At 48.9% G+C, this 23,508-nt stretch carries 15 protein-coding genes; 2 read left to right on the plus strand and 13 right to left on the minus strand.

Annotation, left to right across the window (positions count from 1 at the left end):
- Window positions 1–144 precede the first annotated feature (144 nt).
- The 4 genes from xylE to EZ315_RS02855 all read right to left on the minus strand — a co-directional run bounded on the left by xylE (window position 145) and on the right by EZ315_RS02855 (window position 5,310).
- Window positions 145–1,629 carry a D-xylose transporter XylE gene (gene xylE / locus EZ315_RS02840; RefSeq protein WP_135470444.1) on the minus strand — a complete coding sequence of 495 codons (1,485 nt, stop codon included), beginning with the start codon at window positions 1,627–1,629 and terminating at the stop codon, window positions 145–147.
- Between the two features lie 97 nt (window positions 1,630–1,726).
- The gene (xylA, locus tag EZ315_RS02845; RefSeq protein ID WP_135470446.1) at window positions 1,727–3,043 is read right to left on the minus strand and encodes a xylose isomerase; all 1,317 of its coding nucleotides are present in this window, start codon (window positions 3,041–3,043) and stop codon (window positions 1,727–1,729) included.
- A gap of 37 nt (window positions 3,044–3,080) precedes the next feature.
- A complete protein-coding gene (locus tag EZ315_RS02850; RefSeq protein WP_135470448.1) occupies window positions 3,081–4,565 on the minus strand; it encodes a xylulokinase in 1,485 nt (494 codons plus the stop codon).
- Between the two features lie 34 nt (window positions 4,566–4,599).
- Complete coding sequence (locus tag EZ315_RS02855; RefSeq protein WP_135470450.1) at window positions 4,600–5,310, minus strand: NUDIX hydrolase; 711 nt, start codon at window positions 5,308–5,310, stop codon at window positions 4,600–4,602.
- 371 nt (window positions 5,311–5,681) lie between these two features.
- Between EZ315_RS02855 and EZ315_RS02860 the strand changes: the two genes are divergently transcribed.
- Window positions 5,682–6,782: an OmpA family protein gene (locus EZ315_RS02860; RefSeq protein ID WP_135470452.1), complete on the plus strand. Its 1,101-nt coding sequence runs from the start codon at window positions 5,682–5,684 to the stop codon at window positions 6,780–6,782.
- 191 nt (window positions 6,783–6,973) lie between these two features.
- Here EZ315_RS02860 and EZ315_RS02865 read toward each other — a convergent pair whose 3' ends face one another.
- From EZ315_RS02865 to polA, 9 genes are all read right to left on the minus strand, one after another.
- The gene (locus EZ315_RS02865) at window positions 6,974–7,594 is read right to left on the minus strand and encodes an HD domain-containing protein (protein ID WP_135470454.1); all 621 of its coding nucleotides are present in this window, start codon (window positions 7,592–7,594) and stop codon (window positions 6,974–6,976) included.
- Between the two features lie 31 nt (window positions 7,595–7,625).
- Complete coding sequence (locus EZ315_RS02870; RefSeq protein WP_135470455.1) at window positions 7,626–8,171, minus strand: hypothetical protein; 546 nt, start codon at window positions 8,169–8,171, stop codon at window positions 7,626–7,628.
- A complete protein-coding gene (locus EZ315_RS02875; protein WP_135470457.1) occupies window positions 8,168–10,336 on the minus strand; it encodes a glycoside hydrolase family 97 protein in 2,169 nt (722 codons plus the stop codon). The genes EZ315_RS02870 and EZ315_RS02875 overlap by 4 nt, the downstream gene beginning before the upstream one ends.
- 184 nt (window positions 10,337–10,520) lie before the next feature.
- Window positions 10,521–11,846, minus strand: coding sequence for a RagB/SusD family nutrient uptake outer membrane protein (locus EZ315_RS02880; RefSeq protein WP_135470458.1), 1,326 nt, complete (start codon window positions 11,844–11,846; stop codon window positions 10,521–10,523).
- A 7-nt stretch (window positions 11,847–11,853) separates the two neighbouring features.
- On the minus strand, window positions 11,854–15,153 hold the full coding sequence (locus tag EZ315_RS02885) for a SusC/RagA family TonB-linked outer membrane protein (RefSeq protein ID WP_135470460.1): 3,300 nt from the start codon (window positions 15,151–15,153) through the stop codon (window positions 11,854–11,856).
- Between the two features lie 134 nt (window positions 15,154–15,287).
- Window positions 15,288–17,948 (minus strand): zinc-dependent metalloprotease, encoded by a 2,661-nt coding sequence (locus EZ315_RS02890; RefSeq protein ID WP_370463793.1) that lies wholly within the window; start codon window positions 17,946–17,948, stop codon window positions 15,288–15,290.
- Window positions 17,949–18,453: 505 nt separating this feature from the next.
- On the minus strand, window positions 18,454–19,209 hold the full coding sequence (locus EZ315_RS02895; RefSeq protein WP_135470462.1) for a UDP-2,3-diacylglucosamine diphosphatase: 756 nt from the start codon (window positions 19,207–19,209) through the stop codon (window positions 18,454–18,456).
- Between the two features lie 15 nt (window positions 19,210–19,224).
- Window positions 19,225–19,545 (minus strand): metal-sulfur cluster assembly factor, encoded by a 321-nt coding sequence (locus EZ315_RS02900; RefSeq protein ID WP_135470464.1) that lies wholly within the window; start codon window positions 19,543–19,545, stop codon window positions 19,225–19,227.
- Window positions 19,546–19,596: 51 nt separating this feature from the next.
- A complete protein-coding gene (gene polA, locus EZ315_RS02905) occupies window positions 19,597–22,386 on the minus strand; it encodes a DNA polymerase I (RefSeq protein ID WP_135470466.1) in 2,790 nt (929 codons plus the stop codon).
- A 129-nt stretch (window positions 22,387–22,515) separates the two neighbouring features.
- Between polA and EZ315_RS02910 the strand changes: the two genes are divergently transcribed.
- Window positions 22,516–23,490, plus strand: coding sequence for a polyprenyl synthetase family protein (locus EZ315_RS02910; RefSeq protein ID WP_135470468.1), 975 nt, complete (start codon window positions 22,516–22,518; stop codon window positions 23,488–23,490).
- The last annotated feature ends 18 nt before the right edge of the window (window positions 23,491–23,508 follow it).

Genomic DNA, 23,508 nt, shown 5'->3' on the forward strand with positions numbered 1-23,508 from the left:
TCACGTCCACGGTGACGCAAAGGTAACAATTTCCAAGGACGTAAGCAAATAGAAGAGAGGTGCAAACGTACAAGAATCCTGTACTTTCACACCTCTGCTTACGTATTTTACAAGGATGGATTATCATCCTTAATGTCCCTGATGTTACTTTCCGGAACGGTTACGCCAAAGATTGGTCATATCCTCAAGGGTCTTGCCTTTGGTCTCCGGCACAAGTGTGTAGACGAACCATGCCGCGATGATACAGATGACTCCATAAAGGGCATATGCGAACATGTGTCCGAAGCGGTCGCCCATGTCTCCGAGAGTCATGTTGTACATCGGCACAAAGCTCGATGAAACAATGAAATTGAATATCCACTGGAAAGCGACCGCTATGGCAACCGCTGCCGAACGGATAGTGTTGGGGAAAATCTCGGCGATGAGCACCCAGCATATCGGTCCCCACGAGAACATGAAAGATGCTGAATAGACCATGATAGAAAGCACGGGGACAATAGGTGCAACTCCGTCAACAAGGTTGCTGAGCGCGACACCCATGGCTCCGACAGCCATACCGATGGACCCCCATATAAGAAGGGGCTTGCGGCCGAGTTTCTCTACCGTAAACACTGCCACAAGGGTGAACGTGATATTTACAATACCCATATAGACTGTGTTCATCATAGGATCGCTCATACCCATGGACTCGAATATACGGGGTGCATAGTAGAGCACGGCATTGATTCCGACTGCCTGCTGGAACACCGACAGCATGACACCCACAAAGATGACCATGACTCCGAACGAGAAGAGCTTCTCGCTCTTGACTTCGGTTGTCTCCTTGATCTGCCTGAGGATCTCCTTGGCTTTCTCATAGCCGTTGATATGGGAGAGCACTCCGAGAGCCTTTTCGTCCTTGCCCATGAGCGCAAGGTAGCGGGGCGATTCGGGAACAAGGCACACAAGGACAGTAAAGATTCCTGCCACGAATGCCTCTGATCCGAACATGTATCTCCATCCTGTACGGATAGTCCACTCATCGCTCGAACCATGCACCTGATAGATGGTCTCGGAGATCTTCTCTATGACAGGCTGGGTGTGATCGCCAAGGATCAGGAAGTTGACAAAGTAGACAACAAGCTGACCAAAAATGATAGCAAACTGGTTCCATGACACGAGTGTGCCTCGCATATTGGATGGAGCCACTTCTGCAATATACATAGGACAGATTGCCGATGCGAGACCTACACCGATGCCGCCAAGTATGCGGTATATGTTAAAAGCCACGAGCAGGGAAGCCGATGGGGCACCATACTCGTAGAATAGGAATTCGGGACAGTAGCTGCCCAGAGCGGACAGGAAGAAAAATACTCCGGCGATGGCAAGCGACCGCTTACGACCGAAATATGATGCGAAAAAACCTGATATGGCTGAACCGATAATGCAGCCGAGAAGTGCACTTGAAGATGTGATGCCGTGGATTGTATCGGTATAAACAAAGTCCTTTGCTCCAAGGAAGAATGCCTGAAGCCCTTTCTCTGCACCTGAAATCACGGCTGTATCATAACCGAAAAGCAAGCCGCCGAGCACTGCCACCAGAACGATGGAGAACAGGTAGGTCTTGCTTCCGTTTTGCGGATAATTCATTGGTATTTGAAACTGAAGGTGATAAAAATGAATAGTGAAAGGTGAAGATGAATGGTGTCTTCACCCTTCATCTTTCACCTTTCGATTCTTTTATTGATTAGCAGTACATGTTGAGGATAGCCTCGTAAAGCTCCTGCTTGCCTGATGTAAGCTTGGGCTCGGGCTGAGTCTTGGCATAAGCCACAACATCCTCAAGAGAAAGTTTGCCTTCCTCGAACTTCTTGCCCTCGCCGCCGTCGAATGAGGCATAGCGGTCAGCAAGCATCTTCTTGTAAGGAGACTTCTCAAGGAGCTCGGCTGCACTCTCAAGCGCACGTGCCATAGCGTCCATGCCTGCGATGTGAGCGATGAAGATATCCTCAAGGTCGGTAGAGTTACGACGAGTCTTCGCATCAAAGTTGGTGCCACCGTTGCCGAGACCTCCGTTACGGATGATCTGCATCATAGCCTGGGTAAGCTCAAAGTTATCGCAAGGGAACTGGTCGGTATCCCATCCGTTCTGGTAGTCGCCACGGTTAGCATCGATAGATCCGAGCATGTCATTGTCGACAGCCACACAGAGCTCGTGCTCGAATGTGTGACCTGCGAGAGTTGCATGGTTTACCTCGATGTTAACCTTGAAATCCTTGTCAAGACCGTGAGCCTTGAGGAATCCCACAACAGTCTCGGTATCTACGTCATACTGATGTTTGGATGGCTCCATGGGCTTGGGCTCAATGAGGAATGTGCCGGTGAATCCCTTGCTGCGTGCATAGTCACGAGCAATAGTGAGCATAGTGGCAAGATGCTCTTTCTCACGCTTCTGGTCAGTGTTGAGAAGGCTCATATAACCTTCGCGTCCACCCCAGAACACATAGTTGCCGCCACCGAGAGCGATGGTGGCATCAATAGCGTTCTTGATCTGAACAGCGGCGCGAGCCACTACGTCAAAGTCGGGATTGGTGGCTGCTCCGTTCATATAACGGCCGTTGCCGAACACGTTGGCGGTTCCCCAAAGGTTCTTGATGCCGGTCTCAGCCATCTTCTCCTTGAGATACTCAGTGATCTCCTTCATGCGTGCCTCATAGCTGTCGATATCGTCAAGATCACCGATAAGGTCAGTGTCATGGAAACAGAAATACTCGATACCGAGCTTCTGCATGATCTCGAAACCGGCGTCAACCTTCTGCTTTGCGATCGACATACCGTCCTCACCCTGGTTCCAGGGGAATGTCTTGGTGCCTGTTCCGAACTGGTCACCACCCTCTGCACAGAGAGTGTGCCACCATGCCATAGCAAACTTGAGCCAATCCTTCATAGGCTTGCCAAGAATCACTTTTTCTGCATCATAATAACGGTAAGCGAGGGGATTTCTGGAATCCTTGCCCTCGAACTTGATTTTCCCTATTTCCGGGAAATATTCCTTAACTGCCATAGTTAATAAGTTGTAGTTGATTAGGTTGGTTATTATATTATAGATTTCTATTCAATCGTTCTTTCCAAAGCGCATAAGCTTCTGCATAGGCACGACGGTCAGCTTCGACAGGCTCTATCACCTCAATCTTCTCAAGTGAGGAGAAGGCCTCGTTGTTGTCGGCATATATGCCGGCTCCGATACCTGCACCCTTTGCAGCACCTACTGATCCGTCGGTATCATAAAGCTCTATTGTAGCCCCGCTGACACCAGCAAGAGTGTTACGGAAAAGCGGGCTCAGGAACATGTTGGCATGACCGGCATGAATCTTGCTCAACTTCATACCCATCTCAGCCATGACCTCCATTCCGTACATAAATGAAAATACTATGCCCTCCTGCTCGGCACGGAGAAGGTGAGAACGGTCGTGGGTAAGGAAGTTGACACCATGTATGGAGCACCCTATCTCCTTGTTGCGGAGCACTCGCTCAGCACCATTGCCGAACGGTATCACCGATACTCCGGCAGCTCCTATAGGAGCCGTTTCGGCAAGATCGTTCATACCGGGATAGGATATGCCTTCAGGTGCGATGACGCGTTTGCTCCATGAATTGAGTATACCTGTGCCATTGATACAGAGCAGCACTCCGAGGCGGGTCTGTTCAGGTGTATGATTTACATGGGCAAAGGTGTTGACACGGCTCTGAGGATCATAATTGACATCCCCGAGCACACCGTATACCACACCCGACGTTCCGGCTGTGGATGCAACTTCTCCGGGATTGAATACATTGAGCGACAGAGCATTGTTGGGTTGATCACCTGCACGATAAGCCACAGGGATCCCTTCTGCCAGCCCAAGGTCAGCAGCCGCCTCGGCTGTGACACGCCCCTGTATGGAGAATGTCGGCACAATCTCAGGAAGGATATCGGCATCAAACCCGAGGTAATCAAGGAGGAAAGCTGCCGGACCGCCCTCCTTAAAGTCCCAAAGCATCATTTCACTCAGACCGGAAATGGTGGTGCACAAGTGACCGGTGAGACGCATGGCGGCATAATCGCCAGGCAACATTATTTTGTAGATACGTTCGAATGTCTCCGGCTCGTTCTCCTTAACCCAGGCAAGCTTGGTGGCAGTGAAATTACCCGGAGAATTGAGAAGATGGCTCAGACACTGAGTCTCGCCAAGGTCACAGAATGCTTTCTCGCCGTAAGGCACACCGCGTGAGTCACACCATATGATTGCCGGACGAAGAGGCTTGAGCTCCTTATCGACCATGACAAGACCATGCATCTGATAAGAGATGCCTATCGCCTTTATATCCTTAGGGTCGATCTTCGATGAAGCCATAACAGAAGCAGTAGCCTGCTTCAGACAATCCCACCACTGCTCGGGTCGCTGCTCGGCCCATCCCGGACGCAGAGAAATGATCTCGGCTTCGGTACGTGGATAGAAGTCACTTGCTATAGTCCTGCCGCTCACAGCATCAACAAGGCTCGCTTTAACTGACGAGCTACCTATGTCATATCCTAAAAGGTACATCTGTTCTTTATGGAGTTTAATAAAATTTATAGAATCATCTGCTGGTATTGTAAATCTTCCGGTCGAACTTAAAGTACCGCGCCGCACGATGTGCCACCCCTTTCTGCCGTTCCTCAAGAGGGACCACATAGGGCATCTGGGAGATTTTTTTGTGGAAATTACGTACATCCAGCTCCTTACCATGTATGATTTCCGCAAGTGTGCGCAGCTGCGATGCCGTGAACTTCTTGGGGAGAAGGTCGAAAAGTATGGAACGATTGTTCTCCACTTCCCTGCGTACGGACTTAAGGGCCTCGGCAATGATGAGATTGTGGTCAAATGCAAGCGTCCCGACTTCTCCTACGGGCACCCACTCGGCAGATTCGCGGTTGACCAACCGCTGCATAGCAGCATCAAGCTTGACGATAGCAAAATAAGCTACCGTGACTATACGCTCCACATGAGCCTGCTGGGCGCGTTCGAGCCATACGATGTCACGGAGGTTGCGTGTGCGGTCCTTTGAACCGAAAGTCTTGAACTGCTGAAGAGGCACGTCCTTGACACCTGTCAATTCATGGAGCACACGCATAGCCGCCTCATCAAGATCCTCGTCCTGATAAATAAGGCTGCCAGGCAGCTTCATGTCATTGTATTCTCCGTTTTCATCCTTGCCGCTTCGCTTCACCAGAAGCACCCTTAGATTGGACCCATCGAAACCGAGTACGACACAGTCAATAGAGATGTGATTATTTGCTAAACGAACCATGGTGCGTTTAAGATTCAATAAGTGGTTTTCATGTTTATGTGCGCAAATTTACGAATCTTTTTTTGATAAATACAAATAATTTTGATGTTATAAAACATTAAATTCTAAAATTTTAGTTTTCGTACTTTTCACATTATCCTCATCTCTGTCTTAACCGTCTATCTTATAAAAATTTGACTAAAAAATATCATGAAAATCTATCCTGACATCAACATTCTTCACGGCGACGTTGTTAGTATAGACGGAAGGTCGAATCTCCCCGGACGACATCGGGCATCTAATCTCCCCCTTGCAATCCGGCTCTCCTACCCGGCCAGCCACGTATTCAACAAACAAGGAAAAACAATCTGTAACAACTAACTGTAATCACGATGAAAAAAGTCTTAATCGCCGCCGCATTAGCCGGCTGTGCTCTTACCGTCGGCGCTCAAAACGTCATCGAGCGACCCACTTTCCTCGACAATTGGACAATCGGCTTAGACGCCGGTCTCACAACTCCATTGAAGGGACATTCTTTCTTCCAGAATATGCGTAGCCAGTACGGCATACACATCGGAAAGCAGATCACACCTCTGCTTGGACTTGGCATCGAGGGACAATGGGGTGTGAACACCACGCCGAGCCCTACCGCTTTTGACACCCAATACATCGGGGCATACGGTACTGTAAACATGAACAATCTTCTCGCTGGCTTCCAATGTGAGCCTCGCAAGGTATGGGTAGACGCAGTGGTCGGCATCGGCTGGGGACATGCTTTCTTTCCCGGAGCACATGACCAGAACTGGATTGCCGCCAAGACCGGAGCCGCCATCAACTTCGCCGTAACCGACAATTTCAGCATCGCTGTAAAACCTGATGTGCTGTGGAACATCTCAGGAGGAGGCGAACCCACCCAGTTCAATGCCAAACGCGCCAATTTTGAACTCATGGTAGGGTTGAACTACAACTTCGGTCCCGGCTTCCAGTGCGTGACCTGTCCTCCCGATAATTCTGCCGAAATTGCAGCCCTCAACGATCAGGTCAACACACTCCGTGCAGGCGTAGTAGCCGCCGCTGACGACCTCGCCGCATCTCAGGCTGAAAATGCAGCCCTCGCCGCAGCCCTTGCCGCAGCCCAGAACCAGCCTGTGAAGGTAGTGGCCGACACCACTTTCAATAGCGTACGTTTCGTATTCTTCAAGATTGGCTCAAGCAAGGTCACTGCCGACCAGCTTCCTAACGTGGTGATGATCGCCGACTACATGAAGCACAACCCCAATTCGACTGTAGTTATCAAGGGTTACGCTTCACAGGACGGACCCAAGGATCTCAACGAGCGTCTCGCTCGTGCCCGCGCCGAATCAGTTAAGGACATGCTTGTCCGCAAGTACGGCATCAAGGCATCACGTATCCAGGCTGAGGGACAGGGTATAGGCCATATGTTCAAAGAGGAGAGCTGGAACCGAGTATCCATCTGTACACTCGACGACTAAACCATCAATGAATACCTGACGGATATGTGCGGCACATAGGCAGAGCTTATGAAGTAAACAGCAGAGCCTCCCTGCCATAGCATACCGGGTAAAACTCTCTGATGAAATAAAGAAACTCCGGAGAACCAAAGATTATAGAATGTATCTATAGCTCTTTGGATCTCCGGAATTTCCTATTTTTGCCGTATACCTTATCTTATTGTCTCATCGCGCTCAAATATCTGTGAGGCGACAGTGTCGGCTGTATGTATCAGAGGAAGAAGGGGTGAATTCATTATCGATTGACGGTAACTCTTATCCTGTTCTATGGAAGCGGAGTCGACAGCCCATGGACCCATATGCCAACGTATTGCGCATATCTCATCATCCTCCAGGTCAAGCCCCATACGCAGAAGCATCACCACTGATTTTTCACCATGACCTATGGGTAGCTGTGAATAGTTGACTTCATATTCCTGGACCTCTTCCCATACCCCGATCTCATTCTTACGCTTGCGTGTGACAAGCCTGTATATATTGGCTTTACACACGTCATGCAGAAGCGATGCAAGCACAACGGCATCGACAGGCAGGCTCTTCTCAAGGTCAGGACGGCGTTTCAGCACCCCTTCACGGAGCATCATCGCGGCGTCATACACATTGAGAGAATGTTCAACAAGCCCTCCGGGATGATTGTAATGGTTACGGACTGATGCGGGAGCCTCAAAAAAACCATATGTATCAAGGTCCTCGATGACGTATTCTATATTCTCACGTCCTGTGGAGCGAAGAAGCTCACAGAAACGTTGTTTCTTATCTTCCGATTGTGACATAGCTTATTTAATACTTATTAATCCCCCTCATTTATCTTTTATATGTGACCTCGCAACGAGGCAGGCCTGCTGCTATAAGCGAGTCGACCTTTGCCGGAGTAGCCTCACCTACCTTGTACGGAAGTGACACTATTTCGGTTACCAATGCATCAGGTATGATTGAGCCGACAAGTTCCTCGGGTGAAGGAGCCTGGCTTAAATCATGATACTCGGAATAGGTGTAACGCACGAAACGAGTGTCAGGACTTATCCCTCTTCTGTCAAGCAGCCATCCGTCCCTAAGAACCACAGGCATGGAGGCCCCTGTAATATCACCCGGAGCCGGATAGGACACAAGCTTGCCGTCGACAGGATTGACTGTCACCGGTACATATGAGTCGAAATTGCCGGATGTACGGTAGATCTGCGCATAAGGCATAGCCTGCGGACCCGGATTATTTCTGTAAGCACCGAATCCATCCGGACCTTGCGAGGCAGCTGATGGCACTGCACTATCTACTGCTGTTCGACATGACACGACACCGCCAGACAGAATGACGGCGGAAAGTGAAAGGATAAATGTGAGAGATTTCTTCATTTTAGCGGTTTAATTGAAATGGCATATCCTCCACCAGCAAGTGCATTGAGGGTAAGTTTGCTCTTGGAGGTGACAGTCTTATGGGTTATTTTGTAACGCTGCTGACCATCCACAGTATTTGCGTCAGGAGCCTCCGCATAGATAGTAGCATCATATTTTCTTCCCGGTTCAAGGAAAGAGAGTGAAATCGTGCTCTTGCGGTCGGCTGTTCCGGCTGTGGAGCCAACATACCATTCATCGGAATTCTTATCCTTTCGGGCTATAGTTACATACTCCATAGGTTCTGCTTCAAGATACACTGAACGTTCCCATTCCAGCGGCACATCCTTTATGAACTGGAATGCATCGAGATGCTGCTCGTAATGCTCCGGAAGATCGGCTGCCATCTGTAGAGGCGAATACATGGTGACATACAGAGCGAGCTGACCAGGAATGGTTGAAGCAATCTTGCTGTTGTTTCCTGGGGTGAACTTGGACAGATCAAACTCAAATATGCCAGGTGTATAATCCATAGGACCTCCCTGCAGACGAGTGAACGGAAGAATCGATGTGTGCCATTTATCATTTCCGCCCATAGCCTGATACTCGGTGCCGCGGGCACTTTCATTACCTATCCAGTTGGGATACGTGCGTGCGACTCCTGTAGGACGAGATGCTTCATGAGCATTGACCATTATCCTATTGTCAGCAGCTTTCTGTATGGCATAAAGATAATGGTTGTTGAGCCACTGAGAGTAATGATACTCTCCGCGAGGAATGATATTACCGACATAACCGCTCTTTACCGAGTTGTATCCATTGTCGGCCATGAGCTTGTAAGCCTTGTCGAGATGACGCTCATAGTTGCGTACCGATCCGGATGTCTCATGGTGCATCATTAGTTTAACCCCCTTGGAATGGGCATAATCGTTAAGTGCCTTGAAATCAAAATCAGGATAAGGGGTCACGAAATCAAACACATAGTCCTTGGACTGACCGAACCAGTCTTCCCAACCTTCGTTCCATCCTTCCACAAGCACCTGGTCAAAGCCATGCTCGGCAGCAAAATCAATGTATCGTCTCACCTTCTCGTTGTTGGCTCCGTGACGACCGTTCGGCTTTGTCTTTGAATAATCGGTCTCGCCGAGTTTGACGGAGAACACATCGTCAGTATAGTTCCATGAGCTCTTTCCTGTTATCATCTCCCACCATACGCCGATATATTTCACAGGCTTGATCCATGAGGTATCCTCAATCTTCGATGGCTCGTTAAGATTGTAGGCTATGCGTGATGCAAGTATGTCGCGGGCATCGTCGGTGATTATCACTGTGCGCCATGGTGTAGCGCAAGGGGTCTGCATATACCCTTTACGTCCCTGATTGTCAGGAGTAAGCCATGAAGTGAACGTCATGGTAGTATCGTTGAGGTTGAGATGCATCGTGGGATAATTGATGCATGCCGCCTCATGTATATTGAGGTATATGCCGTCGTCGGTCTTGAGCTGAAGAGAGGTCTGCACTCCGGTAGGAGAGAATACGGTGGTCGAGGCATTGTCGGGGTTAACCTTAGAAGGGAACAGACCGCGTATCTCGCTCAGGCGCGATTTGGTGTAATTATATTCCTGAGTGTCGTAGTCGCCCGGAATCCAATATGCCCAATGGTCACCTGTCATTGCAAACTGGCTCATCTCCTCCTTTATCACGAAATAATTGAGATGAGGCTGAGCCGGAAACTCATAACGGAAAGCTATGCCATCATCGAATACACGGAATTCGATGTTCATAACACGGTCAAACTGCGGCTGTTTCAGCCGTACAATCATACTATTATACTTGTTGAGGATTTCAGCCTCCTCACCCCACACCGGGGTCCAGGTCTCCGAAAGAGAATCACGAGTGGTATTGGCAAGTTCAAATCCCGAACATAGCTTAAGCGCATCGGCAGCAGCCTTTTCACCCTGGCTGCTGAAGGTGTTACGTCCGTTCTCGCTGTAAAGCTCCAATCCCATACGCGATGGAGCTATAACCTGTTTACCCTTGAAGTCCACAGAATAAAAAGGATTTCCCTTTTCAAGATCGAAAGACAGACGAATGTCACCGTCGGGCGATGTGACGACCTCGGCACCATACACCGGCACCGCACAAGAAATGGAAAGTGTAGCTGCAAGTAGAATTTCTCTAATCATGGTAAGTATGTGAATATTCTGCAAATATACGATTTTTATTCATCAGAAAGCGGATAGAATAGTACAAAAGTAACAGAAGAAACAAAAGTTTCAATCATATGATACGCCTCTATGTTATGAAGGCTCAATGAAAACAAACTTTTGTTTCTTCTGTTACTTCTGTTCTCAGATCATTCTCAGATCATCACTGAGTAAGGAGTGGATTCGCCTGTATGGCAGCAGTGGGGATAGGTATGGTGTAACGGCTGTCGCCCTGCTCAAGCACATATACGTCATCACGGAACTTACGTTCCATGCGTGGCTGAGTAGTGCGTCGCAGGTCAAACCACCTGTGACCTTCGAAAGCAAGCTCCCTCGCTCTCTCATCATATATCTCCACAAGCAAAGCTTCAGGTGAAAGACGTTTCACATAAGCCTCCTTATCAGGATAAGCCTCAGCCGTATAGCGGGCTGACTGAAGTTTCAGCAGATAATCGGCGGCATCGTCATAACGCTTACAATTCCATGCGCTCTCGGCGGCATTGAGATATATCTCACCCACTCGCAACGAGCATGAATACGTGTTGCTGCCACCTTTTACTATACGTGTTCCTGATTCTGTAGGTTCATAATATGCCTCAAGGCGCAGATCCTGACCATCATACAGGCTTAAGAAGTCACTGTTCACCTTAAGTGTGCGTTTATAGTTATTGACCATAACCTGCTCAAGAGCAACGATATTCTCCACTGAATTATACTCGTTGGGCAAACGTACAGTGATATCCTCCAGATTGTCATTCACAGCAAGCACTTTTGCGGATGCCGCGAGACTCTCTTCCCATTTACCCATATATAGGTATACACGCGAACGAAGAGCATCGACACTGATCTTATTGAAGCGATAATTATAACCTGTCTCCCAAGAGTCTACATTGAGATAAGACTCCGCTGTATCAAGGTCGGATGTGACTGATTCGTATATATCGCCAAGCATGGAACGGCTAAGCAAAGTCTCCACATCGCTGTTGAGTTTGAGAGGCACAGCCTTGGTGACAGCCGGGTCACACTTGGTGTAGGCGGGAGCATGGAGATTGGCAAGAATAAAGTGCATATAGGCACGCAACATATATGCCTCACCCACCATCTGACGTATCTCCGGTCCGGTGCCGCCTATAATGGATGCCTCTGACTCTATCACATAGTTGGCTATGAACAACACGTGATAGAAGCTACGCCAAGAAAATGTCGAGGTGTTTTCGTTCGCTCCGTTATCTTTCCAGGCCCAGATGTCGAAATATGACTCCAGATCGTATTCGGACATCGAAGGCTCAAGCAGCACCTCATCGCTACGGAACGATGCGAGACCACGGTCAGAGGGCACATAGGAGTAGGCTTCGGTCATAAGCGCGCGAAAATCTTCGGCTGTAGTAGGTATGACCTTGCCTACAGGCTGGATGTCAAGATAATCGTCACATGAACTCAGCATCACTAGGAGCGATGCAAGGAGAGTATATAATAATGTCTTGTTCATAAGATCTTTAGAATTTTACATTAAGGCTGAAAGTATAAGTCTTCGGGATGGGCTGGGCGAATGGATTGCCCATAGTCTCGGGATCGAGAGAATTTTTATAGCTCGAACCGAATACCCAAAGGTTTCTTGCCTCAAAAGCGAGGGTAAGAACACTCATGCGCAGAGGGCTAAGATATCTGGGCGGAATGTTGTAGGCAAGACGCAGGCTCTGCATACGGAAGTAATTGGTTTTCTTCACCCATATATCAAGCATAGCATCAGGCTGGAAGTCATCGAGATACATATACTCACTCAATCGGTGGAAAGTATTCCAGGCATCGGGAATGAGTGCGGGAAGTTTAGAGCCGGAGTTGTCGGCGGTCCATCTGTCAAGAATATCACGGTTCGCATTCATGCCACGGTCAAACTGGGTAGAGCTGTATGACGGCTGCACACGAGTGTACATGCCGAGGTTGAATGCAAAATTGACTGTGAGATCAAAATTCCTGTAAGAGAAATTATTGATGAAGCCACCTGTCCATAACGGATCACCCGACCCTATGTAGGTATAAAGGTCACGCTGCTCTTCGGGTGTAAGAGTGGAGCCTCCGTACTCATTGAGCTTGAAGAATTCCTGAAGTGTCACAGCCTCACCCTGCTTATTGAGGAAAAGCGGGTAGCCGTCCTCGTCAAATCCAGCTGTTTTATATGCGAATATGGAATTCACCGGATAACCCTCACGGCCAGGTGTGGTCTGGTTGGCAGGCACAGTCTCCTGAAGCACAGTGTTCTCGTTGTAGGCAATATTAAAATTGGTGGTCCAGCGGAAATTGCGTGTGGCTATGTTGCGAGTGGCAAGCCCCAGTTCAAAACCCTGGTTGCGCATACTTGCCCAGTTGACCATATAGGACATGAATCCGGTCTCAAGAGGAAGCATCTTAAGAGCGATCAGGTCATTGCCTTTACGATGATAGTAGTCTCCGGTCAGAGATATCGCGTTGTCGATTATCGATAAATCAAATCCGGCATTGGTGGTATATGTCTTTTCCCAGCGCAGACGGCGGTTAGGAGCCGACCCGAGCACTATCACATCCTCGGTAACACCCGGAAGTATCGATGTGTTGTTGAAGTTGCCTATCACGAATGATGATGTGTTCTTGTCAATGTTGCCCTGTATACCGTAGGAGGCTCGGAGCGCAAGATTGTTGACAAAAGTCGATTCGCGCATCCATGGCTCATCGCTCACGCGCCACAATCCGCTGAATGAGTACAACGGAAGGAAACGATATTTCTTTGCAACACCGTAAAGATCGCTACCGTCAAACCTGATGCTTGCACCGAGTGTGTAACGGCTTTTTAAAGTATAAGAGCCTGTGGCAAAGAATGAAGCATACGCATTCTCAATATAGCTCTCGGAATGAAGTGGATAACGCTTCGCCCAGCTTTCGTCAGGGAACATCACCGGCTTGTTCATAAGTGTCTTGGGATCATATCCGTAGGCGGTGCTGGAGAAGTAGTCATACCACGTCTTGCGCAGCTCTGTGCCGAGCATCACCTCAAGTTCGTGATTGTCGGCAAACCTGTCACTGTATTCAAGCTGCGCCTTCCATGTGAGCTGCTTGTTGGTAGATTTGTTCTGTATGTGCCGACCACCGTCAGGAAGGAATGATACATACTCTCCGTCCTTATATATCTCGGTGTTATAGAATTCCTTACGCATCACATAGGTCTCATCCGAAGCATAGCTCTGAGTCTCGGAGTTGTCGAGCTGGAAGCCCACCTGAGTGTAAGCTTTCAGATAGTCCGTGAAGCGGAGACTTGCATCGAGCAATGCTGTTATGCCTGTGTTGTCCTGCTTGCGGCTTGTGTTGGCACGCTCCTCAAAGATGTTGAATTTCTGGACTCCGTAGCCTCTTCCCTGTATGTCAGTATCATACACGTAATCACCGTTCTCGTCGAATGGCTGCTGATAGGGGTTTGCACGACGCGAGTAGTACACAGGATTGGAGAAACCATCGCTGTCAGTGATATATGAATTATTCTGGCGGTGGTTGACAAAAAGCGACGCTCCCACCTTGAAGCGGCGTGTCACATTGTAGTTGGTCTTGAGCGTGAGGCTCAGACGGTTCATATCCACACCGGTCACATTTCCGTTCTCTTCCTGAAATCCGAGCGAGGTATAGTAAGTGGCGCGGTCGTTTCCTCCTGAAAGGCTGAGGTTATACTCCTGATTGAATGTGTCACGAAACAGTATATCATTCCAGTCGGTATTGATTCCGCGGAGGGCATTGATCTGGTTCTGCACATCGGAAGGCAAGGCGTTCCATCCGTCAGCCTTGAACACCGACATCATGCCGGCAGCATTGAGTATACGTGACACCGCACCTTTATCTTCACGGTAAGTGTAGTCAGTTCCGAGCAGTGAAAGCTCAAGATCGACCTTTTCGTTTGAACTGAGCAGATTGAGGCGGTCTATGTCGGGGCGCGGCGAGTAGGTGAGTCGTGTCGAGAAACTTATCTCAGGAGCTCCGGAATGACCTTTCTTTGTTGTAACAACGATGACACCGTTAGCAGCTCGCGTTCCATAGATAGCTGTCGCCGCAGCATCCTTGAGCACTGTTATGCTCTCTATGTCGGCAGGATTAAGTCCGGCGATTGATGACTGGTACAGGTTGTCAATATCCTTAAGCTCCTCCAACGAAGGTACTTCTGTACCGTTGACAGGGATACCGTCAATAACCCAAAGAGGGTCCTGTGTACCGTTGAGCGAAGATGTACCGCGTATACGTATCTTCATCGGCGCACCCGGGCTACCGCTTGTGGTGATTGCCGATAGTCCGGCCACCTGTCCGGCAAGAGCCTGGTCGACAGTCATCACCGAACCGAGTTTGCTGTCGTCAAGCTCCACCTTCGTAATAGATGCTGTAAGCTTGCGCTTCTCGATGTTCTGGTAACCTGTCACTACGACGTCTCCGAGCACTTCCGATGCGCGGTCGAGCTGGAGTTTATAATCATCAAGGCCTGGTACGAGTTCGATGGTACGAGGATTGTAACCTACGTACCGACACTCTATGGATTTCACACCCTCGGGAATGGTAAGAGTGAACTTTCCATCTATGTCGGTCACGACTCCGAGAGTCTTGAGTGAACTGCCCGCCTCTTTGAGCTGTGTCTGCGACACCATGACCGAAGCTCCGATAAGCGGTTCGGAATCATCCGACGAAAGCACTATGCCCGTGATGGTGCGATCTCCGGCATATGCCGTGAAAGCCGAAGTCATCACCATGAGTATCAGGGCTGCAAGGTTAAATATTAAGCTTTTTTTCATTAGACACTTATTATGGAAGTTAAAGGTTATATGTGACTGTAAGGTCATAAGTGTACCATGATCATAGGATTTCAGCCATCATGATATTGGCTGAGAATCCTATAATCTCGTATATCCTTACAAGAATGACAAAATTATTCCAAAGGGAGCCCGAGAGCTGTGTTGATTCGCATCAGCAGGTCATCGTAATGGTAGCGTGATGCGGTATCGGCACTGTTGCGGCGGCTTTTAAGGAGTGTGCGCACGCGCATAAGCTCCCCGCGCTTCACGGATATCGCGTCCGAGATTCGATTAGCCTGCGAACCGTAGAAATTGAGCGTACGTGATCCTGTGGTCTGCTCTCCGGCGGCATGCCTATGGCAACACAGATCCACATTGTGACCGGGCATGGTCGCAAAGAGGTCATTATGCTCTTCATGCCTTAGTGCCACTCCATCCTTGACTCCCTGACGCTCACATGCCGCTATGATCAAGGCATCAATATAGTTTTTCTGTATGGCACGTTCTCTCACATTTGGGTTACGGCCCTGAATTGTAGGCTTGAAGATTCCTTTGTGAAGCATGTCGGTCATTTCTACTGCAGTGAAAGCCTTTTTGCCCTGCTTTGCCTCATTCTCAAGCATGCGCACCAGGCGGTCGTTGCTCAGGAGGTCCCAAAGCAGATAGCTCTGGTAATTGGAAAGCAGATAGGAAGGAGCCTGTTCACGACGTCCCACAGGGGTGTTCTGCACCACATATGTATAATTAGTCACGTCAGCGTCAAACAGCCATTCGGGATAGGTGAAAGCCTCTTCGACAAGGAATCTCACAGCTTCGCGCTGGCGGTCCTTCTCCACGAATGTATATGTGTGACTGCCACTGCCCACTGTGGTGTTGTCAATATAGATACCACCCACATTAGCCATGACATGATACATGTAACGGTTCCATTGTCCGAGCACCGATCCGTAGAGATTGGATGCATCGTCATAGTTCTGCCCGGGCTCACCTGTAGTGGTCCATTTGATTATCTCGGGCACCACACGTTTGAGATTGGCAAGCCCATAACGAGACGACTCGATATTGTTGTCACCCAGATCCTCGGTAAGCGCACGCGGGTCAACAGCGTCACGAGAGTCCTGAGCCTCACTGTAGCGGTAGAAAGGATGGTCATAGTTGGACAGCAACTGCTCCAGATGCACCTGGTCGACATCAGGGTTGCCTGCCGGATACCAACGGTAGCCATACTCGATGGCGAGCATATCATACGGACCGAGATTAGGGGTCAGGGTCTTGACTCCATCGCCGGGCTGTGCCACATAATTGAAGCGGGCATAGTCCATAATAGAAGCGGCAGTACCGCCGATCATGGAAGTGAACTTCTCGGAGCGCAACGAATCGACAGGTATGGAATTGGATGCAATCATATTATGACGCAGACCCAGCGAATGTCCCACCTCATGGCAGGCCACAAAACGCATGGCATCTCCCATAAGCTCGTCAGGAAGTTTATGCTGACGAGCGCGAGGATCGACCGCACCAGTCTGTACTATGATCCAGTCGTGCACAATATCAAGCACATTATGCCACCATATTATATCAGCCTCCAGGATCTCGCCTGAGCGTGGATCGGTGATAGACGGACCCATGGCATTGGATTTTGCCGATGCCGCATAAGTGAGCACCGAGTAGTTGATATCATCCTCGTCGCCCTCTTCACCTTCGGCAAAGTCTCTGACCTGAATGGCATTCTTGAAACCAGCCATCTCGAAAGCTTTCTGCCAGTCCAGGATTCCGGTGCGTATATACGGACGCCATTTGGCTGGCGTCGATCTGTCGATATAGAATACAATGGGCTTTACAGGCTCCACGAGCCGTCCGGCCATGTAGTCGGACATATCCTCCGGACGTGGCTCAAGCCTCCAGCGGGTTATGAAATTGGCTTTTCCAACCCTCTGCTGATCGTCAGAGTATTTGAGCAGCTCCTCAGTGAAATACCCTATGCGTGAGCTTGCATATCGTCCTGTCATTGGCTTCTCAGGAAGAAGTACAAGAGAAGATCCCACCTCAACAGTGATATTTACAGCCCCTCCAGGCTCCACCACTCGGGTAGTCAGCTCGGATAGTGCATATACATTGTTCTCGAAAGCCTTTATATTGACGATCCTTGACAGATCGCTCACAGCAGGTGTGCCGATGTTGATGTCACCGAACACATCGCCAAATGTCGGCTTGTTGCCGTTGTAGAAATCATTCACTTTGATAACTACAGAAGTGGAATCGGAATTATGTGCTTCGATGGGAAATGAGGCAATGAGCGGATCTATATAATTGTCATTCACTGAACGAGCAATCGCATCATTGGGATCGACAACAGGGCGTGGACGCGACTGGCGCACCATCACTCTCTTTCCCTTTCCGTCAAGTTCAAACCGGACCATCTGATTGCTGGTGTTGATGCCACGATTCACACCTGCATCATTAAGCTCGCGAGGCACACGCACAAGTTTGTTGACGATGAGCATATCCCGCCCCATAAGAGCGCGAGGTATCTCGAAATAATAGCTGTCACCGTTGTGGATCACATTGAACATCCCTTTTGTAACGGTAGCAGTGTCAGTAAGTATCTTGTCATAAGAACTTTTGACCGGCTCCGATTTGGATTCCGCGCCGGCAGATGCCTTCTTGTTTTTCTTTTTACCGAAGAAAAGAAAGCTTCTTGCGTTGTCCGAAACGGTCGAACCCATCACCTCGAAGGGGACAGCCGTCATAAACCCAACCAATGTAGCTCCTAATAGGATTTGCTTTAGTCTCATGTTTCCTGTAGTCAAAAATATGGTATATCTCTTAAATAGAACTGTCATTACTGCAATAGTTTACAAAGATACGAATTTTCTCGCAAATTTCTACAATATCGCCCTTAAAATCATCCCGATGTTAATTATTTTTAAGTTTAGAATTCTTTTTGAAAAGAATTCTATGCATTTCGAAACGTATTGATTTTCAGCTTTCAAGATTCGTTTCCAATGGGTATTATATAAAGATAAAAAGGAACTGCTTCACGCAGCTCCTTTTCATGAGTTTCCAATAGGTACAATTTCTAAGGTAAAAAAGATTGTTTTAGGTTCGTGATGCAAAGGTAGGGGAAGTTTAGTGGGTAATGAAATTTTTTTTTATGTTATCCAACATATTTTCATTTCCGAATCCCTATACATCACAATATATTGCAGCTTAAACAACTAAACAGCAAATCATTGCAAATACAATAAGTATTCAGTCCAAAACCGTTAAAATACGTTAAGAATACAAACTATTCCTATTTTATCCGGTATATTTTTCAGTTTTCAGCGACTTTCCGTCCCATACCGCATATGAGAATCTGGAAATCCAATCGCCCAAAACCACCACTGTTGCTCCACCGGAAACCTGTTGCTCGAATAGTGTGTGAAGATGCCCGAAAATGAAATAGTCAATCTTCCCGGCACCAGTCCTTACAGCCTCCCTATTGTACTCTTCAGCATACTCCACCAGGCTCTCCTCCACACCTTGACGTGGAACGTACCCTCCGGTCTTTCTACTGTGTGACGACCACGCATGAGCAAACCCAACTGTCCAGCGAGGATGAATGGCAGCGAAGAGACGTTGCGCCACACGGCATCGGAACAAACCTCGCAGACGTCGGAATGACCAAGGAAGCCGCCCCACTCCGTCGCCGTGCTCCAACAGGAACCTTGCGCCGTCAATATCCCTGACCATAATGCCATCATGGACCTCCAGCCCTATCTCGGACGGAAGATAGTCAAAAATCCATATGTCATGATTACCCTTGAACCATGTGATCTCAACTCCTGAATCAGCCAGACGTGCAAGCTCTCCGAAGAATCTCACAAACCCCCTTGGCACCACATCACGGTACTCCCACCAGTAGTCAAGAATGTCGCCAAGCAGATATATCCGCTTGGCCCGCGGCTCAATGCTGCGCAGAAAATCCACTACCCTCCGCTCATGGGCGCGATGGTCAGGAATATATCCGGCACCAAGATGCAGATCACTGAGAAAATAGGTAAGGTCACGCATAGGCTTGAATGGCTTCTAAAGGAATCCGAGATCGAGCTTCGCCTCCTCGGTCATCATGTCCTTGGTCCATTCAGGCTCAAAGACTATGCGTATATCCACGCTTTTTACACCATCGATGCTCTCAAGCTTGATACGTGCATCATCCACAAGAAAATCTGCCGCAGGACAGTTCGGTGCGGTAAGAGTCATATCAATATGCAGATTGCCGTCATCGTCAAGCTCAATGGCATATATCAGCCCAAGATTGTATATGTCGACCGGTATCTCCGGATCAAAGACGGTCTTGAGCATGGTGACAATCTTCTCTTCAATAACAAGTTTCTCTTCAGGGGTCATAACTTTATAACTAAATCCCTATTATTATATTCCTAAATAATACAATTATACTCAATGAGCCTCAAGCCAGTTGGCAGCGACACCGGCAGCGACTTCAAGGGGCACTGCGCCGGCATAAGCACTCTCCATTCCAGTGATAACAAGCCGCCTTAGATCGTCAAGCTCTTCGGGCACAACATTGAATATGAGTTCATCATGCACCTGCATTATCATACGCGAACGCATGCCTTGCTTCTTCATCTCGTCGTGAATCCTCACCATCGCCACCTTAATTATATCGGCAGCTGAGCCTTGGATAGGAGCATTGACAGCATTACGCTCGGCAAAACCCCTCACCACGGCATTACGCGAGTTTATCTCCGGCAAATAACGCCGACGCCCCATACGTGTTGTCACATACCCTTGCTTGCGGGCATCATCAACAGCCTTGTCAAGATACTCTCGTATATGGGGGTAGGTAGCAAAATATCCGTCTATGAGCTTCTTGGCATCCGGACGGGATATGCCGAGACGCTCAGCAAGCCCGAATGCCGATATACCATATATTATACCGAAATTAGCAGTCTTGGCATGGCGACGCTGATCGTCGGTAACCTCATCAAGCGACACCTTATATATTTTAGATGCTGTGATGCGATGTATATCATCACCTGAAAGGAATGCCTCTATCATATCCTTATCCCCGCTGAGATCGGCTATCAGACGCAACTCTATCTGCGAGTAGTCGGCACTCATGATCACATTTCCGGCATCAGGGATGAATGCCCGGCGTATCTCTCGTCCGTCGTCGGTACGTATAGGGATGTTCTGTAGATTGGGATTGGTCGAGGATATACGCCCTGTGGCTGTGACTGTCTGATTGAAAGAAGTATGTATCTTCCCGGTCCTGGGGTTTATCAATGCCGGAAGAGCATCAAGGTACGTAGTGATAAGCTTCCTCAGCCTGCGTATCTTAAGAATCACTCCCACAAGAGGCACCTTGGAGGCATATTTTTCAAGCACCTGTTCAGTGGTGGAATATGAGCCGCGCGCTGTCCGCTTGGCTTTAGGATCGATGGCAAGGCGATCAAAAAGCACCATTCCCACCTGTGCCGGAGAACCGATATTGAATGGTCCGCCCGCCATAACATACGCCTCCTGCTCAAGCTCCTCTACCCGTTTCTTAAGCTTTGCAGAGAGATCAACAAGCACCTTCGGATCAATTCTCACTCCAGTCCATTCCATATCGGCAAGGACGCGTATGAGAGGGAACTCTACATTGTCAAGCAACGGCACCATCTCACGCTCAGCCACCTCGGCGGAGAGCAGCGGACGCAAGCGAAGTGCCAGATCGGCTTCCTCGCAATATCGAGTCATAGCCTCATCATTTGAAAGCGACTCCTTGGGATGTCCGGCCCGGGAATCGGATGCCATACCCTGAAGCACAACATGCAAATATCTGGATGACAAGGTAGCAATATCATGCTTCATCTCGGGATCTATCACATAATGTGCCACCGATACATCGAAATAAGGTGCAGAGAATTCTATGCCCTCATTTCTCAAAAGGAGAATAGCTCGCTTGACATCAAGTCCCACCATCACAGGAGACTTTTCGCCAAACATAGGTGATATGGCTTCTGCCAATGCCTTACGGGCATTATCTTCAGACGGAAAAGGCATGAAGAATCCCACACACGGCTCCCAACTCACTGCTATTCCTTCAAGCCTCGTAGCCATAGCCTCCTCTCCGGGAGCATAAACTGCAAAACCCACTGCCTGATGAGACATTGCGGCAGATATCATATCCGCGATGCGAGCAGGAGTATCGACAATCTCATAATGACGGTCCTCACAATCCGTAGCCGGCTCCGCCTCTTCTCCGCCATAAGCTGAATCAAAAAGAGACCCCATGCCGCTTCCATCATCGGCAGATATACCTACGGATTGAGACGAAGCCTCTTCCACAGCTTTATTTGATGCTATCTGAGCTTTCAGTCGTCCCATCAGTGACTTAAAGTCAAGCTCACTATAGATCCCCATAAGCTTCTCCGGGTCAAGAGGCTTCCTGATCAGAGATTCAATTTCTATATCTATAGGGGCATCAGTGCATATGGTGGCAAGCCATTTGGACATCCGTATCTGTTCAGCGTTTTCAATCACCTTTCGCTGAAGGGCGCCCTTGAGCTTATCGGTGTTTTCAAGAAGGTTCTCCACACTGCCAAACTCATCTATGAGTTTCCTTGCAGTCTTCTCTCCGACACCTGGGCATCCGGGGATATTGTCGGAGGCATCACCTTCGAGAGCAAGGAGGTCGATCACCTGACGAGGTGTCGATATGCCGTAACGTTCACACACGCGTGCCACATCCCTCACCTCAAAACCTTCTCCTTTGAGCGCGGGTCTGTACATAAAGATATGCTCACCCACAAGCTGACCATAGTCCTTGTCGGGAGTCATCATATATGTATCATATCCTTTGGCGGCAGCACGTGTAGCGATAGTCCCTATCACATCGTCGGCTTCATAGCCTTGAATCTCAATGACAGGTATGCGGTAGGCTTCAAGTATCCTCTTTATATAAGGTAATGCAAGAGTTATGTCCTCAGGCTGCTTGTCACGCTGCGCCTTGTAAGCCTCGAACTTCTCATGACGGAAAGTCGCACCATGAGGCGGATCGAAACACACAGCCAGATGGGTGGGATTCTCTTTGCGCAACAGGTCCTCAAGCGTGTTGCAGAACCCGAAGATCGCAGAGGTATTGAAACCCGCCGCCGAGGCAAAACGCGGCGAATGTATAAGTGCATAATATGCGCGATATATAAGCGCGTAGGCATCCAGAAGGAAGAGTCGCTTCTCCATATGGTTAGGGGTTTGAGGTTGTAAAGTTACTGAATTATCACGTAAAAAAGTCCCGGTCCTTACGTTTTTTACTTAATTTTTTGAAATATGAACATTTTACGGAAGATTTTTGTAAATTTGCACTCCGTTATGACCGACATACACTCCATACGACACTCACTCGCTCCTGAGCTGAACAAGTTGAACGATCTCATAGCCGAAAGGCTCAGGTCGTCCAACCCTCTCATCAACGATGTGATCAGCCGCTATCTCAGCCAGAAAGGCAAACAGCTGCGGCCCATGATGGTCATACTCACTGCTCGCATACTCGGAGCATGCGACCCGGACCGTGTCATTACGTCCGGAGCATCCATCGAGATGCTTCACAACGCTTCTCTCATCCACGACGATGTCATTGACCAGTCCTCCACACGCCACGGAATGCCCACCATCAATGCCATGTGGGACAACCATATCGCAGTGCTTGTGGGTGACTATTTCGTGTCAACGGCTCTTCAGCTCGTGATAACGACCGGCGACCTCAGGGCTGTCAACACCATAGCATCGCTCGGAAGGCTACTGTCGACCGGGGAGATGGATCAGATAAACATCGCAACTAACCATTCCATATCGGAAGAGGCTTATTTCGAAATAATCACCCACAAGACAGCATCTCTATTCATTGCCTGTGTAGAGATGGGAGCATACGCCTCAGACGCCACCCAGGAGCAGCTCGACATAATGCGCCGATTCGCATGCCTGTTCGGACAATGCTTCCAGATAAAGGACGATATATTTGACTACTTCCACTCTGAATCACTAGGCAAGCCAACCGGCAATGATCTTCGTGAGGGCAAAGTCACCCTACCTCTCATACACGCCCTGAAAGCCACTGACCATCCGCGATGTGCCGAAATGAACGCTCTTGTGTCGCGCGACGGACTTTCGGATGAAGAGATCGCCACCTTGATAGACTATGCCATAGAGGCAGGAGGCATAGAGTATGCCGATGCCACTCTCATGCGACTTCGCAATGAAGCTGCGGCAGTCCTTTCTTCACTCGGGGATGTAGACACTACTCCCCTGCTATCTCTTCTCGACTACATCATCGCCCGCGACATGTAGCCCCGACAGTAATACCTG

It is taken from the genome of Duncaniella freteri, assembly GCF_004766125.1.
Lineage (GTDB): Bacteria > Bacteroidota > Bacteroidia > Bacteroidales > Muribaculaceae > Duncaniella > Duncaniella freteri.

Bases quoted from the DNA above. Each gene is read 5' to 3' on its own strand.
- EZ315_RS02895 (WP_135470462.1), bottom strand. From the start codon at position 19,209: ATGCGTGACCTTACCTATTTTCTCAGTGATCTGCATCTTGGTGCCGGA.
- EZ315_RS02910 (WP_135470468.1), top strand. From the start codon at position 22,516: ATGACCGACATACACTCCATACGACACTCACTCGCTCCTGAGCTGAAC.
- EZ315_RS02875 (WP_135470457.1), bottom strand. From the start codon at position 10,336: ATGATTAGAGAAATTCTACTTGCAGCTACACTTTCCATTTCTTGTGCG.
- EZ315_RS02880 (WP_135470458.1), bottom strand. From the start codon at position 11,846: ATGAACAAGACATTATTATATACTCTCCTTGCATCGCTCCTAGTGATG.
- EZ315_RS02885 (WP_135470460.1), bottom strand. From the start codon at position 15,153: ATGAAAAAAAGCTTAATATTTAACCTTGCAGCCCTGATACTCATGGTG.
- EZ315_RS02870 (WP_135470455.1), bottom strand. From the start codon at position 8,171: ATGAAGAAATCTCTCACATTTATCCTTTCACTTTCCGCCGTCATTCTG.
- EZ315_RS02860 (WP_135470452.1), top strand. From the start codon at position 5,682: ATGAAAAAAGTCTTAATCGCCGCCGCATTAGCCGGCTGTGCTCTTACC.
- xylA (WP_135470446.1), bottom strand. From the start codon at position 3,043: ATGGCAGTTAAGGAATATTTCCCGGAAATAGGGAAAATCAAGTTCGAG.
- polA (WP_135470466.1), bottom strand. From the start codon at position 22,386: ATGGAGAAGCGACTCTTCCTTCTGGATGCCTACGCGCTTATATATCGC.
- EZ315_RS02850 (WP_135470448.1), bottom strand. From the start codon at position 4,565: ATGTACCTTTTAGGATATGACATAGGTAGCTCGTCAGTTAAAGCGAGC.
- xylE (WP_135470444.1), bottom strand. From the start codon at position 1,629: ATGAATTATCCGCAAAACGGAAGCAAGACCTACCTGTTCTCCATCGTT.
- EZ315_RS02890 (WP_370463793.1), bottom strand. From the start codon at position 17,948: ATGAGACTAAAGCAAATCCTATTAGGAGCTACATTGGTTGGGTTTATG.
- EZ315_RS02855 (WP_135470450.1), bottom strand. From the start codon at position 5,310: ATGGTTCGTTTAGCAAATAATCACATCTCTATTGACTGTGTCGTACTC.
- EZ315_RS02865 (WP_135470454.1), bottom strand. From the start codon at position 7,594: ATGTCACAATCGGAAGATAAGAAACAACGTTTCTGTGAGCTTCTTCGC.
- EZ315_RS02900 (WP_135470464.1), bottom strand. From the start codon at position 19,545: ATGACCCCTGAAGAGAAACTTGTTATTGAAGAGAAGATTGTCACCATG.